The following is a 16015-nucleotide window of genomic DNA, read 5'->3' as shown; positions in this document are numbered from 1 at the left end:
ACGCCGACATCCGGCCAAGCCGGTACACACTCGGTACAGAATCACCGACTGTCACTCATCGCGTGCGCCCGGCAGGTGCGGCAACCGGTCGGCGGCCACCACCCCTTCGAGATAACCACGGGCCCGCTCGGTGCGCGGATACGCCTCCAGGAGCCGCCAGAAGCGGGGGCCGTGGCCCGGTACGAGGAGGTGGGCGAGCTCATGGACGAGGACGTAGTCGACGACGTACTCCGGCATGCCCTGCAGCCGGTGCGAGAGGCGGATGCTGCCCTCCGCCGGGGTGCACGATCCCCATCGGGTGTTCTGATTGGTCACCCAGCGTACGGAGGTGGGCAGCGCCCTCCCGTCGAAGTACTGGCCGGACAAGCGCTGCGCGCGCTCGGCCAGTTCGGCGTCCCCGAACACGCGTTTGTTCTCCTGGGCGGCGAGTTTGTCGAGCATGACCGTCACCCAGCGTTGCTCTTCCGCCTCCGACATCCGGGCGGGAATGAGCACGATGGTGCGGTCGCCCTCCCGGTACGCGGAAACCGTTCTGCTGCGTCTCGCGCTCCTGCGCACCTCGACCGCGCTCGGCCGCAAGCCGGTGGGTGGCTGATTCGGCGCGCCGCGCTGCGGACTACCGGCACTGTGCAGTGGGGTCTCTCCCGCGAAGCGGGGGGACGGGTCGGCGGACACGCCCCGACGTTACCCGCTGTCAGCGGCGGAAGTCCCGCCTCAGGATGGGTCGAACACGATCCGCTCCCTGGAGTGCACCATTTGAACGACAAACATCCCGGGCCTGTGGACAACTTTCCGCACGGTTCGACCGCGCCGTGCATTCTGGGATCCGAGAACGGATCTCCGGACGGATCTCGTAATCGATCTTGATGACGACGGGGGGCGGCAGATATGCATCCGGTGGTGAAGCCCGCGCTGCGGCGCGCATGGCGGGACCGGCAGACCGTGCAATTCGGGACGACATCCGCGCACGCGGTGACAGTGGGGCCGGTGGACACGGCGACGGGGAGTTTCCTCGCGCTGCTGGACGGGACCCGGGGCCTACCGCTGCTGCGCGAGGAGGCCAGGGCCATGGGCCTGCCGGACGGGCGGGTGGACGAGTTGGTGACGCGGCTGTCGGCGGCGGGGCTGATCGACGACGCCACAGGCGGTGGCTCCGGGGCGGACGCGCTGCGGGGACGCGCCGGAGCGCGCGACCGGCTCCGGCCCGACCTGGCATCGCTCTCGGTGATCCATCCGGCGCCGGGCGACGGAGCGCGGCGGCTGGCGGCGCGGCGGGCCATACAGGTTCAGGTGCGGGGCGCCGGGCGGGTCGGCGCGACGATCGCCTCGGTACTGGCCGCCGGGGGTGTCGGGCGTGTCGAGGTGTTGGACGGCGGATGTGTGGAGCCGTGGGACGTGGCGCCGGGCGGGCTGCCCGCCCAGTCCGTCGGCGACCGGCGGGACGTGGCGGCCCGGCAGCTGGTGCGCCGGTCGGCGCCCGACCGGCCGCCGCGGGCGGCGGAGTCCGGCGGGTCCACTGCCGGGAGCGAGCCGGGGCTGTCCCTCGTCGTCGTGGCTCCGCGGGACGGCTCCGCGGCGTACGCCCCCGATCCGGCCGCGGCCGAGCCCTGGCTGCGTTCGGGGACTCCTCATTTGTACGCGGGGGTGATCGAGGGGACAGGCCTGGTGGGGCCGCTCGTGCTGCCGGGCGGGAGCGCGTGCGCGGGCTGCATGGCACTGGGGCGGGCGGAGCGCGATCCCGGGTGGCCCCGGATGCTGGCACAGTGGCGCTCCGGACGCCCCGGCCCCGTACCGGCGTGCGACATCGCCCTGGCGACCTCGGTGGCGGGGCTGGCCGCAGCCCACGCCCTGTCCTTTCTGGACGGTGAGCTGCCGGCGACCACGGGGGTGCGGTGGGAGGCCGCACTGCCGCTGCTGGACTGGAGACGGGAGCGGATGTTGCCGCACTCCGACTGTCCCTGCGGTGCGAGTGGGCACACTGAGGGGGAGTACACCTCGGGGGCCGCCGAGCCACAGGACACAATGGCCGGGTAACCGTGACCGTGGAGGCGACGCCGCAAGGCACACACGGCGCGGGTGTCTGGGTTTTGGAGGGGCGCATGTCTGATCTTCCCCGGAAGGCGGTCACCCGTACCGCCAAGCTGGCGGCACTGCCGCTGGGCTTCGCGGGCCGGGCCACTTGGGGGCTCGGCAAGCGGATCGGCGGCAGATCCGCCGAGATCGTGGGGCGTGAGCTCCAGCAGCGCACGGCCGACCAGCTCTTCAAGGTGCTCGGCGAGCTCAAGGGCGGTGCCATGAAGTTCGGGCAGGCGCTGTCCGTCTTCGAGTCCGCACTGCCCGAGGAGGTCGCGGGCCCCTACCGGGCAGCGCTGACGAAGCTCCAGGAAGCCGCCCCGCCGATGCCGACCCGCACCGTGCACGCGGTGCTGGCCGAGCGGCTCGGGGAGAACTGGCCCGACCTGTTCCTGGAATTCGAGAACAAGCCGTCGGCCGCCGCCTCGATCGGCCAGGTGCACCGGGCGGTGTGGCACGACGGGCGTGAGGTCGCGGTCAAGGTGCAGTATCCGGGCGCCGGCGAAGCCTTGCTCTCCGACCTGAACCAACTGAGCCGTTTCGCCTGGCTGCTGGCTCCGATGATCCCGGGCATGGACATCAAGCCGCTCATCTCCGAGCTGCGCGACCGGGTCTCGGAGGAGCTGGACTACGAGCTGGAGGCGAAGGCCCAGCGGGAACACGCTCGGGAGTTCGCGACCGACCCGGACGTGGTGGTGCCCGACGTGGTGCACCAGAGCGACCAGGTGCTGGTGACCGAGTGGATCGACGGCATTCCGCTGGCCGACGTGATCACGGACGGTACGACCGAGCAGCGCGACCGAGCCGGGCAACTGCTGGCCCGCTTCCTCTTCTCGGGTCCGGCCCGCACCGGACTGCTGCACGCGGACCCGCATCCGGGCAACTTCCGGCTACTGCCCGTGGAGGACGACGACGGCGAGGAGGGCGAGGCCGAGAAGTGGCGGCTCGGGGTGCTGGACTTCGGCACCGTGGACCGGCTGCCCGGCGGACTGCCCGACACGGTCGGCAGGTCATTGCGCATGACGATCGACGGCGAGGCCGAGGCGGTGTACGAGCTGCTGTGCGAGGAGGGGTTCGTCAAGGAGTCGATCGACCTCGACCCGGACGCCGTACTGGACTATCTGCTGCCGATCATCGAGCCGGCGCAGGTGTCGGAGTTCACCTTCAGCCGGGGCTGGATGCGCAGTCAGGCGGCGCGGGTCGCCGATATCCGCTCCCCCGCGCACCAGTTGGGCAAGCAGCTCAATCTGCCGCCCGCCTATCTGCTGATACACCGGGTGACTTTGAGCACGATCGGGGTGCTCTGCCAACTGGGTGCGACGGTGCGGCTGCGGGACGAGCTGGAGGAGTGGCTGCCCGGATTCCTGCCCCGGCCGGAGGACAGCGAAGGCACCGAAGTGGGCGCCGGGAGCAAGGACGATGAGGAGGACGGGGTGGCGGCGGCCGGGGCCTAGGGACTGTCCGGCCTTGATCCGCCGGACCGGCCCCGGGGGCGGTGGTCACCACCAGGGCGAATCGAGCCGCCCCTCGATGGCTCTGAGGTTGGCGCGCGAACAGTCGTCGCAGAAGTAGTGACGGCTGCCGTTCTCCACGGAACAGGTCCAGGTCGGTGGGATGCCCTGGGAGACCGCGCCGCAGCGGGCGCACACGAGGTGCTCGGCACCCGGCTGTGCTGCGGGGCTGGGGGTCTGCTGGTCCACCCCGTGACGATATCCCCGTACCGGGGTGGCCGCGGGGACAACGCACCGTGGGGGCCGGTCCGTTCGGACCGGCCCCCACAGAGAGCTGATTGCTGATTGTGCCTGCCGGCGCTTTCGGTGCCGGGCTTCTTACTGCATGACCGCCATGGCCAGAGCGCGACGGGCGCGCAGTGCGGTGCGCTCGGCACGGCGCTGCATCCGCCGGGCGGCGACCAGGCGCACGGCCCGGCGTTCCGCTTCGGCTTCCCGCAGCAGTTCGTGCATATGAGCACGAGCCAGGGCTTCTGGGATGAGTTGCATTTCGCGGGTCCTGTTCTGGCGTGAGTCGTTCGCGCCAATGGTGGTGACGGCGGGGGTCGCGGACCCGAAGGGCTCGCTGGCGAGAGAGGTCATCGGGGCCTGCTTCTTCGGATCGTGCGTATGGGGTCGGTCGATGGTGCCGATGCGGTTCAGGGGCTTGAGCGCGGTCCCCCAGGAAATGTTGGTCATGCTGCGACCGGGTTCTTGCGGGGACGGCCACGCGGACGCTTGCGGGCGACCACGACACCCTGGACGAAGAGCTCGCCACCCCAGACACCCCAAGGCTCACGGCGCTCCTTGGCACCGGCGAGGCAGGCCTCGACCAGCGGGCAGGTGCGGCAGAGCGACTTGGCGTACTCGACATCGGCCGGGGACTCGGCGAAGAAGACCTCCGGGTCGAAGGAACGGCAGGGGACGGGTACGCCGAGGTTCTCGATGGCGTCGTCGAGCGCGGTGAGCGCGGTGAGGGGAGTCAAGGCGGGGTCCTCCGTGAGACCGGGCGGGGAGATCGTTCGGGAAGGCGGTACGGACGGGGCGTGCGCTTCGAGTTGCACGGTGGTTTTTTCCTCGTCTGGTTGTTCCGGCCTGTTGGCCGGATGGCTTCTGCTGTCCCGAGGCCCCTTCGCTGCGTCTCGCCCGTTCGGGCAAAACAAAAGGGCCGCGGATCCCGGGTGGGGTTCCGCGGCCCTGAAGGCGCCTGCCTGATGGTGAATCAGGCTGGATCACTCCAGGGTTCAGGCCCACGGAAGGCCCACATCGTGTGGTGCTGCGTCGTCTGCTTCTTCAATCCGGCACCGGCCGCCGCAGAGGCATAGGCATGTGCCTGCGCGACTGCTACTGCTGCTTCCGGTGCCTCGGTCGGTCGCTCATTGCGCTCCCGGACGGGGAGATCAGCCAGGACCAGCACGGCCGGGCTGAAGACCGCGGGGCTGAAGGCAGCAATGCCGGACAGACCGGTACCACGGCGCGAGGAGCCGAGCGGGCAGGTGGCGACGACCGAGCGATCGGTCACTTTGGTGAAAGTCGTGAAGCTGGTCACTGGGCTCGCCTCCCTCGGCGTCTCGGGGACCTCGGCCGGAGCCGGATCCCATGTGTGTGGATAAGTACAGCACGGGCACAGGGCTTCGGAGAAGCCCTTGTTTCCGTGGTTAAGAACCTATGGGGATTCCTGGGGCATGCGCAAACTATTTTCTGGACGAGTTTTGATCAATCCTCCTCGTCGACTCCTCCAAGGTCCTGACCTGCGCAGAGAGCCAGCACATCGGCTCCGAACCGCTCCAGTTTCCGGGCGCCGACCCCGGAGATCATGGCCAGTGCTCCGTCGTCGCCCGGCACCGCCTCGGCGATCGCCATCAGGGTCTTGTCGGTGAAGACGCAGAAGGCGGGCTGTCCCAGCTCCTCGGCCTGGCCCGCGCGCCAGTCGCGCAGCCGCTCGTGCAGCGCCTCGTCGATGTCGGACGGACAGTCCTCGCAACGCATCAGCTTCACCTCGCCGGCCTCGGTGAGTGTCTTCGCACACACCCGGCACCTGACCTGCCCGCGCCGCCTCCGCTTGATGCCGGTGCCGGTGCCGGTGCCCGTGCTGCCTGCCGCGGCGCCGTGCTCGATGCCTCCGGCGCCCCCTGCGCCGCGGCCGGCCGGAGCCCCCGAGCCGGGGCGCAGGCCGCTCAGGAACCGGCTGGGGCGGCGGGAGGCCCGACCGCCGGGCGAGCGGGACAGCGCCCAGGACAGACTCAGGTGCACCCTGGCGCGCGTGACACCGACGTACAGCAGTCGTCGTTCCTCCTCTACCTGCTCGTCGGTCTTCGCGTAGGTGATCGGCATCATGCCCTCGGTGAGGCCGACCAGGAACACGGCGTCCCACTCCAGGCCCTTCGCCGAGTGCAGCGAGGCCAGGGTGACGCCCTGGATCGTGGGTGCGTGCTGGGCGGCCGCGCGCTCGTCGAGCTCCGTGACCAGGTCGGAGAGGGTCGCGGACGGCTTGGCCTTGGTGTAGTCCTCCGCGAGCCGCACCAGGGCGGCCAGCGACTCCCAGCGGTCCCGGACGGCGCCCGAGCCCGCCGGAGGTTCGGTCGTCCAGCCCTTGGTGCTCAGCACCGCCCGAACCTGGGAGGGCAGGCCGTCGGCGTCGTCGAGCAGCGAGTCGTTGCCACCGGCGCGCGCCGCGCCGCGCAGCGCGATGCCCGCCTCCCGCACCTCCTGGCGCTCGAAGAACCGCTCCGCGCCCCGCAGCTGGTACGGCACACCGGCGTCGGCCAGGGCCTGCTCGTACACCTCCGACTGGGCGTTGATGCGGTAGAGCACGGCGATCTCGCCGGCCGGGACGCCCGCCTTGATGAGGTCGCGGATGCGGCGGGCGGTGCCCTCGGCCTCGGCGGGCTCGTCCGCGTACTCCTGGTAGACCGGGTTGGGGCCCGCCTCGCGCTGGGAGATGAGCTCCAAGCGGTGCTCGGCGGCCCGGCCGCGGGCCTGGTTCAGCAGGCCGTTGGCCAGGTGGACGACCTGCGGGGTCGAGCGGTAGTCGCGGACCAGCTTCACCACGGTGGCGTTCGGATGCTGGGTGCGGAAATTCAGCAGGTGGTCGGGGGTGGCGCCGGTGAAGGAGTAGATCGTCTGGCTGGCGTCGCCGACGACGCACAGACTGTCGCGGTCGCCGAGCCACAGCTCGAGCAGTCGCTGCTGGAGCGGGCTCACGTCCTGGTACTCGTCCACGACAAAGTGCTGGTACTGACTGCGCACATGGTCGGCGATGTCCTGCCGGTCCTGGAGGATGCCGACGGTCAGCAGCAGCACATCCTCGAAGTCGATCATGCTCCGGTCACGCTTGAGCTGCTCGTACAGTCCGTAGATCTGGGAGATCTCGGCCGGATTCCTGGGGGCGTCGCGGCTGGACTTGGCGACGGCGGCGGGATAGTCGCCGGGGACGGTCTGGGTGACCTTGGCCCACTCGATCTCGCCCGTCACGTCCCGCAGTTCGTTGCGGTCGAGCCGGATACGGCAGCGCGCGGCGGCCTCGGCGACCAGCTGGACCTTGCGCTCGACGAGTCGTGGCATGTCGCCGCCGACTGCTTTCGGCCAGAAGTACTGGAGCTGGCGCAGCGCGGCGGAGTGGAATGTCCGTGCCTGGACGCCGCCCGCGCCGAGCTGGCGAAGCCGGCCGCGCATCTCGCCCGCGGCGCGGTTGGTGAAGGTGACGGCCAGCACGCTGTTGGGCTGGATGATCCCGGCGCGCACGCCGTACGCGATGCGGTGGGTGATCGCACGGGTCTTGCCCGTACCGGCTCCGGCCAGCACGCACACCGGGCCGTGCAGGGCCGTCGCGACCGCGCGCTGCTCGGGGTCGAGTCCTTCGAGCACCGCGTCCGCCGACTCGGGGGCCTGCGGGAAAAGGGAGGAGTGCGTTGCTGCTGTCACCCCGCCATGCTGCCAGGTCGCGAGAGGTGGGAGCGGCCGTTGTCCACAGGGGGTGGCCAGTGGTCGTACTAATCACTCGGTAGTCGTAACCAGGCGGGAATGGTGACCGGGTCGCGTACGTTCGAGTCACTGGGAACACGGATCCCCCAGCGAACCAAAGGAGCGCCAAAGACATGCCGGGCACTGTGACGATGTACAGCACCACGTGGTGCGGCTACTGCCGCAGGCTGAAGAGCCAGATGGACCGCGAGGGCATCGCGTACAACGAGATCAACATCGAGCACGACCCGGAGTCCGCGGCCTTCGTCGAGAAGGCGAACGGTGGAAACCAGACCGTCCCGACGGTCCTCGTGGTCCCCACCTCCGGCGAGCAGTCGGTCATGAGCAACCCGAGCCTCGCGCAGGTCAAGCAGGCTCTGGGCGTCTGACGACGCCCTGCGGCCCCTGGCCGTACGCGTTGGCCGTACGCACGCGAAACGCCCCCCACGACACAGCTTGAATTCCAGCGATCGACGCAACACGGGGTCAGAGTGAGGCGGGCGCGAGCAGTTTAGACAGACGCTCGGCTGGGGTTTCCCAGCCGAGCGTTTTGCGTGGGCGGCTGTTGAGCTCAGCGGCCACGATGTCCAGCTCCTCGCGGGTGTGGGCAGAGAGGTCGGTGCCCTTGGGGAAGTACTGCCGGAGCAGGCCGTTGGTGTTCTCGTTCGAGCCTCGCTGCCAGGGGCTGCCCGGTTCACAGAAGTAGACCGGCATGTCGGCCGCGGTGGAGAAGACGTGGTGGCGTGCCATCTCGTTGCCCTGGTCCCAGGTCAGGGACCTCTTCAGCTGCGGCGGAAGCGACTTCACCGTGTTCGCCAGGGCGACGTGGAAGTGCTCGGCTCTGTGCCCGTCTGACAGGTGCACCAGCATCACGTAGCGAGTGCTGCGTTCGACAAGGGTGCCAATGGCGGATCGGTGACTGGGGCCGACGATGCAGTCGCCTTCCCAGTGGCCCGGGACGGCTCGGTCTGCGGCTTCGGCCGGCCGTTCGCTGATCATCACCATGGGTGTGGAGAACCGGGGCTGTCGCTTGTTGGACTGGCGGTGCGGCTTGCGGCGGGCCCGTCCCGTGCGGAGGGCGCGGGCGAGGTCTCTGCGGATCTCGCCTCGGGCCTGGACGTAGAGGGCCTGGTAGATCGTCTCGTGGACCACGTGCATCTCCGGGCGGTCGGGGAAGTCCCTGCGGAGCAGGTGAACGATCTGCTCCGGGCTCCAGCGCCTGCCCAGGCGGTCCTGGATGTAGTCACGCAGCTCGGCGTTCTGGGCTATCTTCGCGGGCTTCGGACGGGGCAGCCGGGCCTCGGCACGGGCCTGAGCGGCGTAGGGCCTGTACTGGCCGTTGGCCGGGTGCTGGTTGCGCCGTATCTCGCGGCTGATGGTCGAGGGACTCCGCTTCAGGTTCGCTGCGATCTTGCGGACCGTCGTCTTCTCCCGGACCGCGTCGGCGATGTAGAGGCGTTCGTCCTGTGTCAGGTACCGAGACAACGAATCGACCCGGCTTGCCCGCACTCTGTGTGCGGGCAAGCCGGGTCTCATTTTCGTTGGTGCCGATCCGTTGCGCCAGCGCATGCCGGTCCGCCGGTTGATCCCGACGATCTCGCATGCCTCGCGGCTGCTGACTCCCTGCTGCATGAGCAGGGAGTATGCCTCCCGTTCCCGGGTCAGCTTCTTGCGTCCCTGAGATGAGCGGATCTTGCGGATCTCGAAGTCCATCGCGTTCCCGAAGTCGGGTGTTGCGACGACCGTTAGAACTCAAGCAGATCGCGGGGGGCGTTTGGCGTGCGTACGGCCAGGGGGTGTTCGGTCGATCTCCGTGGGAGAAGGAGCGGGATGTGGTGCGTGCAGCTGCAAGGCGGAGGAGGGAGTCGACGCGGAGCGTCGGCGACCGACGACAACGCGGCGGATGTGCGTGCCACGCCCCGCGACGCCACGGAGATCGACCGGACACCCCCTAGAAGGCCGATGAGGATCTTGCTCAGGCCGCCCGACTCACCCCGAATTGCCGGTAAATGCCAATCGGACTGAACCGGTGCAAGCCGGGCGCGATTTCAAGATCTTCATCGGCCTTCTAGGCGTCGAGCGGCTTCGGCAGGGGCTTGCCGTACCAGATCTCCACCAGGCGGGCGGCGATCGAGATGCCGAGCAGGGGCAGGAGTTCCCCGGACTCGATAGCGGTCCGCAGGTCGTCCCGGGAGAACCAGCGCGCCTCCTGGATCTCCTCGCCGTCGACGGTGATCTCCGAGGACGTCGCGCGGGCCATGAAGCCCAGCATCAGGCTGGACGGGAACGGCCACGGCTGGCTGGCGACGTACTCGACCGTGCCGACTGTGACGCCCGCCTCCTCGAAGACCTCGCGGGCCACCGACTGCTCGATCGACTCGCCGGGCTCGACGAAGCCCGCGAGGGTCGAGAATCGGCCTTCCGGCCAGTGCACCTGACGGCCGAGGAGCGCGCGGTCGTGCTCGTCGGTGACCAGCATGATCACGGCGGGGTCGGTGCGCGGGTAGTGCTCCGCGCCACAGGCCTGGCAGCGGCGGATGTGGCCCGCCGCCGCGATGACCGTGCGCTCGCCGCAGCGTGAGCAGAAGCGGTGCAGGCGCTGCCAGTTCTCCAGGGCGACGGCGTGGACCATCAGGGCCGAGTCGCGGGGGGAGAGCAGCAGTCCGGCCTCGCGCAGGCCGGCGGCCCGCGCGGACTGGTCCATGCGGCCCGGCAGGGTGTCCTTCTGGAGGGCGAAGTAGCTGACGCCCTCCTCGTCCGTACCCAGGAAATAACGGTGCGTCTCGGTGACCGGGGCTTCGAAGGCCGGGGTCATGACCAGCTCGGTGTGCCCGTCCGGTGTGTCGTCGATCAGGACCTGACCGCCGGAGACGACGAAGACGCGGGTCGTGGGGTGGCTCCAGGCGGCGGCCAGCCAGGCCTCGTCGAGGCGGTGGTGCGCGGCGCGGTCGAGACCGCTCGGGGCGGCGAGCCCGATCGGCCGCTCCCCGGTCGGGCCCGTCTGGTCGTTCGAGGTACTCACAGGTGTTTCCAACTCCCCCGGATGGACTGGGTGGTTCGGCAGGCAGGCTGGTCTATTCGCGGCTTCACGGCTTCATCACCACAAGGCCGCGCGGGTCACGGGTACAGGGGCTTCGCTGCTTCAGGAGGGGCGCCAGTTCGCCGCGAGGTCGCCCCACAGGTAGGCGGTGGTCTCGACACCCTTGAGGAGAAGGTCGAGCTCGACCTTCTCGTTGGGCGCGTGCCAGCCGTCGGAGGGTACGGAGATACCCAGGAAGAGCACGGGTGCACCGAGTACGTCCTGGAGGTCGGCGGCGGGGCCCGAACCGCCCTCCCTGGTGAACAGGATCTCCTGGCCGAAGGCGCGGCCCATGGCCCGTACGACGGACTGCAGCGCGGGGTGGTCCAGCGGCGTCAGGCACGGCCGGGTGGCGGCGCCGAAGGTGATCTCATGGCGGATTCCGGCCGGGACGCGGGCGGCGATCCAGTCCCGTACGGACAACTCGATCTTGTCCGGGTCCTGGCCGGCGACCAGCCGGAAGGACAGCTTCAGCTGGGCGGACGACGGGACGATCGTCTTTCCGCCGGGGCCCTGGTAGCCGCCGCCGATGCCGTTCAGCTCGGCGGTCGGGCGGGCCCAGACGCGCTCAAGGGTGGAGTGGCCCGCCTCGCCGAGGGGGGCGCGGGACCTGGCCGTACGGAGCCACTGCTCCTCGTCGAAGGGGAGCGCGGCGAACAGCTCGCGCTCCCGGTCGGTGAGCTCCGTCACTCCGTCGTAGAAGCCGGGGATGGTGACGCGCTCGTCGGCGTCGTGGAGAGCCGCGACCAGGCGGGCGGCGACGGTGGCCGGGTTGGGGACGGCGCCGCCGAAGGAACCGGAGTGGATGTCCTGATCGGGGCCGTACAGCTCGATCTCGCAGTCGGCGACGCCGCGCATGCCGGTGCAGACCGTGGGGGTCTCCTCCGACCACATGCCGGTGTCGGAGACGATCACCGCGTCGGCGGTGAGGCGCTCCGCGTGCTGCTCGACCAGGGCGCGGAAGTGCGGGGAGCCGGACTCCTCCTCGCCCTCGATCAGGAGCTTGAGGTTCACGGCGGGGGCGGTGCGGCCGGTGGCGGCGAGGTGGGCCCGTACGCCCAGGGTGTGGAAGAACACCTGGCCCTTGTCGTCGGCGGCGCCGCGTCCGTACATCCGGCCTTCGATGATTTCCGGCTCGAAGGGGTCGGTGTGCCAGCCGTCCTCGCGGGCGGCGGGCTGCACGTCGTGGTGCCCGTAGACGAGCACGGTGGGGGCGGCCGGATCGCCGCTCGGCCACTCGGCGAAGACCGCGGGGGCGCCGTCCGTGGGCCAGATCTCGGTGACCGGGAAGCCGGTCTCCCTGAGCTTCGCGGACAGCCAGTCGGCGCTGCGCCGTACGTCCGCGTCGTGGTCGGGCCGCGCCGACACGGACGGGATGCGCAGCCAGTCGGCGAGGTCGCCGAGGAAGGCCGCGCGGTGCTGTTCGATGTACGTACGGACGACGCTGTCCGGGGTCTCGCTCATGGCCTCGAGCCTAACCGGCCGCCGGACCCGGCTCGTCCAGCAGGATCCGTTCGAGCTCGGCACGGCCCGGCAGGCGGGCGGGCCGGACGACGTCGCCGCTGCGTACGTAGAGGAACGCGGCGCTCACCGAGTCGAGCGGGAGGTCGTACTGCTCGGCCCAGGCCAGGCGGTAGAGGGCGAGCTGGAGAGGATCCGCGGTGCGGGTGCGGCTGGTCTTCCAGTCGACGATCTCGTACGCGCCGGTGTCGTCGTCGCGGTACACGGCGTCTATGCGGCCCCTGATGACCCGGCCCGCGAGGGTGAGGTGGAAGGGGGCCTCGATGCGGTGCGGGGTGCGGTGGGCGTACGCCGTGTGTTCGAACGCCTCCTTGAGGGCTGCCAGGTCGCGCTCGTCCGCGATCTCGGCCTCGCTCCCGTCGCCGCCGGGGAGCTCGTCGGGGCCGAGCATGGGCAGGGGCAGCTCTTCGAAGCGGGCCTCCACCCATGCGTGAAAGCGGGTGCCCCGGCGGGCCGCGGGCTGCGGGGGGCGTGGCATGGGGCGGGCCAGTTCCTGGGCGAAGCCGTCGGGGTCGGCGGCGAGGCGGACCAGTTGGGATGCGGACAGGGCGGGCGGCACGGGAACGTCACGGGTGGTGGCCCGGGCGCGGCGGAGCTCACCGGCGAGCGCGTCGAGGTCGCGGTCCCAGGAGGCGACGGCGCGGCTCTCTTCGGGGGTGAGCCGGACGGCTCCTTCCGCCCGGCGGGCCGACTGGGCCGGCAGACGCGTGGCTTCGTCGGGGTCGGCGGGATGGGGGCGGGCGGGGGCGCCGTCGTGGCCTGTGTGGTCAAGGTCGTGCCCGGGGGCCTGTCCGGGGCGGGCCGGGTGGGGGATCCGGTCCGGGTGCGGCCGGCCCCGTGGCCCGGCGCCGGGGCGTTGTGTCGACCAGGCGTCCCAGTCCGACGGGTCTCCGTCGAACGGGGCCCAGTCCGAGGGGGGCTCGTCCTCGGGGGCGTCGTCATACGCGGAGCCGTCGTCGTACGGGGCGCCTTCGTCGTACGGGGCGCCTTCGTCGTACGGGGCGCTGTCGTCGTGCGGGGCACCCTGCTCGTGCCCGGAGCCGTCGCCGTACGGGGGGCTGTCCTCGTGAACGGAGCCGTCAGGGAACGCGAAGCCCGGGGCCTCGCCGTGCCGGTCGGCCGGGTGCGCGGTCTCCGGGGTCGCCGTCAGGGCGTCCAGGTGGGCCAGCACCGTCTCCGCCGCCGCGCGGCGGCGCGTCAGGGAGGCCTCGTCGAGTGGCAGGGGCCAGGCCCGGTCGGCCGCCGCCTCGCACAGCGACGGATTTTCCTCGTCCGGTCCGGGCTGGTCCGCCCAGGCCTCGATCTCGCCGAAACCCGCCGCGCAGTGGTCGTACAACGCACGCAGGAAGTCCGAAGGGCCGCGTGGTTTCTTCTGGTTCGGGCCCCACCAGTGGCCCGAACCGAGCAACAGTGATCGCGGGCGCGTGAAAGTGACGTAACCGAGGCGCAGTTCCTCCGTCCGCTGGTGTGCCCTCATGTCGTCCTTGAAGGCCTTGAGGCCCTTGCTGTCCCACTCCCCCACGTCCGGGAGGGTCTGCGCGTCGCCGCGCAGTGCGTGCGGCAGGACCTTCGCCTGGGACGCCCAGGACTCGCGGGCCTGATCGTTGGGGAAGTGTCCACGGACCAGGCCCGGGGCCGCCACGACGTCCCACTCCAGGCCCTTGGCCTTGTGCGCGGTGAGGACCTTGACAGTGTTCTCCCCGCCGGGCAGTGCGTTGTCCAGGCCCTTCTCGTACTGCGCGGCGGTGCGCAGGAAGCCCAGGAAGGCCAGCAGGGTGGCTTCCCCGTCGAGCGCCGCGAAACCCGCCGCGGTGTCCAGGAAATTACTCAGGGTCTCGCGGCGGCGGGCGGCCAGGGCGTGCGGTGACGCGGAGAGCTCCACTTCGAGGCCCGTGGTGGCCAGCACCCGGTGCAGTACGTCCATGAGCGGGTCGGCCAGCGAGCGGCGCAGGTCCCTCAACTCGACTGCCAGCCGGGCGAAGCGGACCCTCGCCTGGGAGGAGAACGGCAGGCCGTCGTCCTTGCCGCCGGCGGACTCCAGGAAGGTGTCGAGCGCGTCGGCGAGCGAGATGACCTCGGACGGGTCGACGCCCTCGACGGCTTCGGCCAGCCTGCGGTCCGGGTCCGCGTCGTCGCCGGAGGCGCGGTGCACCAGCAGCCGCGCTCTGCGCCCCAGGAGCGCCAGGTCGCGGGGGCCGATGCGCCAGCGGGGGCCGGTGAGGAGGCGTACGAGAGAGGCGTTGGCACCGGGGTCCTGCAGGACTTCGCAGACCGCGACGAGGTCGGCGACCTCCGGGAGGTGCAGCAGCCCGGACAGGCCGACGACCTCGACGGGGATGTCGCGGGCGACCAGCGCGCCCTGGATCTCGGCGAAGTCACCCGCCGTCCGGCACAGGACGGCGATCTCGCCGGGCTCCTTGCCGGTCCGCACGAGGTGCGCGAGCGAGTCGGCGAGCCACTCGATCTCCTCGGCGTGGGTGGGCAGCAGCGCGCAGCGGACCATGCCGTCACGCTCGGCGCCGGGCGCGGGGCGCAGGGCCTCCACGCCCGCGTGCATGGCGCGAAGCGGGACGGCGAGGCCGTTGGCGAGGTCGAGGAGGCGGCCACCGCTGCGGCGGTTCTCGCTGAGCGAGTGGCGGGTGGCGGGGCGCCCGTCGGCGTACGGAAAGTGCTCGGGGAAGTCGTCGAGGTTGGCCACCGAGGCGCCTCGCCAGCCGTAGATCGCCTGGCACGGGTCGCCGACCGCCGTCACCGCGTGGCCTGTGCCGCCGCCGAACAGCCCGGACAGCAGGAGGCGCTGCGCGACGGACGTGTCCTGGTACTCGTCGAGGAGGACCACCCGGAACTCCTCGCGCAGGATCCGTCCCGCCTCCTGGCTGGTCAGCGCGAGCTCGGCGGAGAGCGCGATCTGATCACCGAAGTCGAGGAGGTCGCGGCTGCGCTTGGCCGCGCGATAACGCTTCGTGAGGTCGAGCAGTTCAAGGCGGGCGGCGGCGGCCTCGGGGGCCTTGCGCAGGTCGGCGTTGGTGAGCTTGACGTCTTCGAGGGTGCGCAGGAGCGCGGTGTCGTACGCCGCGAGCCGCTCGGGCCGGACGAGGTGCTCGGCCAGCTCGGCGTCCAGCGACAGCAGGTCGCTGACCAGGGCCGGGAAGGACTTGGTCAGGGCCGGGTAGGGGCCGGGCGCTTCGCGCAGCACGCGCGCGGCGAGCTGGTAGCGGGTGGCGTCGGCGAGCAGACGGGCTGTCGGCTCCAGGCCTATGCGCAGGCCGTGCTCGGCGAGGAGCTGGCCGGCGAACGCGTGGTACGTCGAGATCCGGGGCTCGCCGGGAGGGTTGTCCGGGTCGATGGCGTCGGGGTCGGTCACCCCGGCCCTGATCAGCGCCTTGCGGACACGCTCGGCGAGCTCACCGGCCGCCTTGTTGGTGAAGGTCAGGCCGAGGACCTGCTCAGGAGCGACCTGGCCGGTACCCGCCAGCCACACCACGCGCGCGGCCATGACCGTGGTCTTCCCCGACCCGGCTCCGGCCACGATGACCTGCGGGGCAGGCGGTGCGGTGATGCACGCCATCTGCTCCGGGGTGAAGGGGATGCCGAGGAGCTCCTTGAGCTGTTCGGGATCGGTGATGCGAGCGGACACCTCAGAGAGGCTATCCGGATCCACTGACAACCACGGTCCACCTGGTTCCCCAGCCGTCCCCGGGGAATCTACGGGGGATCCACGGGGGCGGCTGGGGCTACCCGCTCACGGCGGGCCGCTCCGCGCGGAGCGGGCCTCTTCGCGCGGAGCGGGCCTCTTCGCGCGGAGCTGCCGGTGCGGGACCGGGCCGTACGTGGACAGGCCCCATGGAGGCCACACGGCCCGGGGGCCACGCCGTACGGAGCCACGCCC

At 71.0% G+C, this 16015-nt stretch carries 13 protein-coding genes; 3 read left to right on the top strand and 10 right to left on the bottom strand.

The genetic code is table 11. The features are described 5' to 3' along the window. Positions 1 to 51: 51 nt before the first annotated feature. The gene (locus tag ACLLJJ_RS27040; RefSeq protein WP_434596196.1) at positions 52 to 675 is read right to left on the bottom strand and encodes a M48 metallopeptidase family protein; all 624 of its coding nucleotides are present in this window, start codon (positions 673 to 675) and stop codon (positions 52 to 54) included. Positions 676 to 888: 213 nt separating this feature from the next. On the opposite strand from ACLLJJ_RS27040, the gene ACLLJJ_RS27035 reads away from it, so the two are divergent. Together ACLLJJ_RS27035 and ACLLJJ_RS27030 are read left to right on the top strand one after the other, a co-directional pair. Then, a complete protein-coding gene (locus ACLLJJ_RS27035; protein ID WP_434596194.1) occupies positions 889 to 2034 on the top strand; it encodes a ThiF family adenylyltransferase in 1146 nt (381 codons plus the stop codon). Positions 2035 to 2099: 65 nt separating this feature from the next. Further along, positions 2100 to 3527, top strand: coding sequence for an ABC1 kinase family protein (locus tag ACLLJJ_RS27030; protein ID WP_434596191.1), 1428 nt, complete (start codon positions 2100 to 2102; stop codon positions 3525 to 3527). Between the two features lie 45 nt (positions 3528 to 3572). On the opposite strand, the gene ACLLJJ_RS27025 is transcribed toward ACLLJJ_RS27030, so the two are convergent. The 5 genes from ACLLJJ_RS27025 to ACLLJJ_RS27005 form a co-directional block, all read right to left on the bottom strand. Further along, positions 3573 to 3773 carry a hypothetical protein gene (locus tag ACLLJJ_RS27025; RefSeq protein ID WP_434596188.1) on the bottom strand — a complete coding sequence of 67 codons (201 nt, stop codon included), beginning with the start codon at positions 3771 to 3773 and terminating at the stop codon, positions 3573 to 3575. A gap of 129 nt (positions 3774 to 3902) precedes the next feature. Further along, positions 3903 to 4226 carry a hypothetical protein gene (locus tag ACLLJJ_RS27020; RefSeq protein ID WP_434600533.1) on the bottom strand — a complete coding sequence of 108 codons (324 nt, stop codon included), beginning with the start codon at positions 4224 to 4226 and terminating at the stop codon, positions 3903 to 3905. Positions 4227 to 4258: 32 nt separating this feature from the next. Continuing rightward, positions 4259 to 4627 carry a WhiB family transcriptional regulator gene (locus tag ACLLJJ_RS27015; RefSeq protein ID WP_347118943.1) on the bottom strand — a complete coding sequence of 123 codons (369 nt, stop codon included), beginning with the start codon at positions 4625 to 4627 and terminating at the stop codon, positions 4259 to 4261. A 158-nt stretch (positions 4628 to 4785) separates the two neighbouring features. After that, positions 4786 to 5112, bottom strand: coding sequence for a hypothetical protein (locus ACLLJJ_RS27010; RefSeq protein WP_434596185.1), 327 nt, complete (start codon positions 5110 to 5112; stop codon positions 4786 to 4788). Between the two features lie 167 nt (positions 5113 to 5279). Beyond that, positions 5280 to 7487 (bottom strand): ATP-dependent DNA helicase UvrD2, encoded by a 2208-nt coding sequence (locus ACLLJJ_RS27005; RefSeq protein WP_434596182.1) that lies wholly within the window; start codon positions 7485 to 7487, stop codon positions 5280 to 5282. Between the two features lie 173 nt (positions 7488 to 7660). On the opposite strand from ACLLJJ_RS27005, the gene ACLLJJ_RS27000 reads away from it, so the two are divergent. After that, positions 7661 to 7915, top strand: coding sequence for a glutaredoxin domain-containing protein (locus ACLLJJ_RS27000; protein ID WP_434596180.1), 255 nt, complete (start codon positions 7661 to 7663; stop codon positions 7913 to 7915). 97 nt (positions 7916 to 8012) lie between these two features. Here the strand turns inward: ACLLJJ_RS27000 and ACLLJJ_RS26995 are convergent, their stop codons facing one another. The 4 genes from ACLLJJ_RS26995 to ACLLJJ_RS26980 form a co-directional block, all read right to left on the bottom strand. Continuing rightward, a complete protein-coding gene (locus ACLLJJ_RS26995) occupies positions 8013 to 9239 on the bottom strand; it encodes an IS30 family transposase (protein WP_434596177.1) in 1227 nt (408 codons plus the stop codon). A gap of 355 nt (positions 9240 to 9594) precedes the next feature. Continuing rightward, positions 9595 to 10548 (bottom strand): NAD(+) diphosphatase, encoded by a 954-nt coding sequence (nudC, locus tag ACLLJJ_RS26990; RefSeq protein ID WP_434596174.1) that lies wholly within the window; start codon positions 10546 to 10548, stop codon positions 9595 to 9597. 120 nt (positions 10549 to 10668) lie between these two features. Further along, positions 10669 to 12069, bottom strand: coding sequence for a dipeptidase (locus tag ACLLJJ_RS26985; RefSeq protein ID WP_434596171.1), 1401 nt, complete (start codon positions 12067 to 12069; stop codon positions 10669 to 10671). A gap of 10 nt (positions 12070 to 12079) precedes the next feature. Beyond that, positions 12080 to 15763 carry a UvrD-helicase domain-containing protein gene (locus ACLLJJ_RS26980; RefSeq protein WP_434596169.1) on the bottom strand — a complete coding sequence of 1228 codons (3684 nt, stop codon included), beginning with the start codon at positions 15761 to 15763 and terminating at the stop codon, positions 12080 to 12082. Positions 15764 to 16015: the final 252 nt, after the last annotated feature.

The organism is Streptomyces sp. A5-4, from assembly GCF_051131715.1.
In the GTDB taxonomy this organism is placed as follows: domain Bacteria; phylum Actinomycetota; class Actinomycetes; order Streptomycetales; family Streptomycetaceae; genus Streptomyces.
This window is presented reverse-complemented; position numbering and strand designations above follow the sequence as displayed.

Excerpts from the sequence above, each read along its gene's own strand:
- ACLLJJ_RS27035 (WP_434596194.1), top strand. The coding sequence starts at position 889 with ATGCATCCGGTGGTGAAGCCCGCGCTGCGGCGCGCATGGCGGGACCGG.
- ACLLJJ_RS27030 (WP_434596191.1), top strand. The coding sequence starts at position 2,100 with ATGTCTGATCTTCCCCGGAAGGCGGTCACCCGTACCGCCAAGCTGGCG.
- ACLLJJ_RS26985 (WP_434596171.1), bottom strand. The coding sequence starts at position 12,069 with ATGAGCGAGACCCCGGACAGCGTCGTCCGTACGTACATCGAACAGCAC.
- ACLLJJ_RS27000 (WP_434596180.1), top strand. The coding sequence starts at position 7,661 with ATGCCGGGCACTGTGACGATGTACAGCACCACGTGGTGCGGCTACTGC.
- ACLLJJ_RS26995 (WP_434596177.1), bottom strand. The coding sequence starts at position 9,239 with ATGGACTTCGAGATCCGCAAGATCCGCTCATCTCAGGGACGCAAGAAG.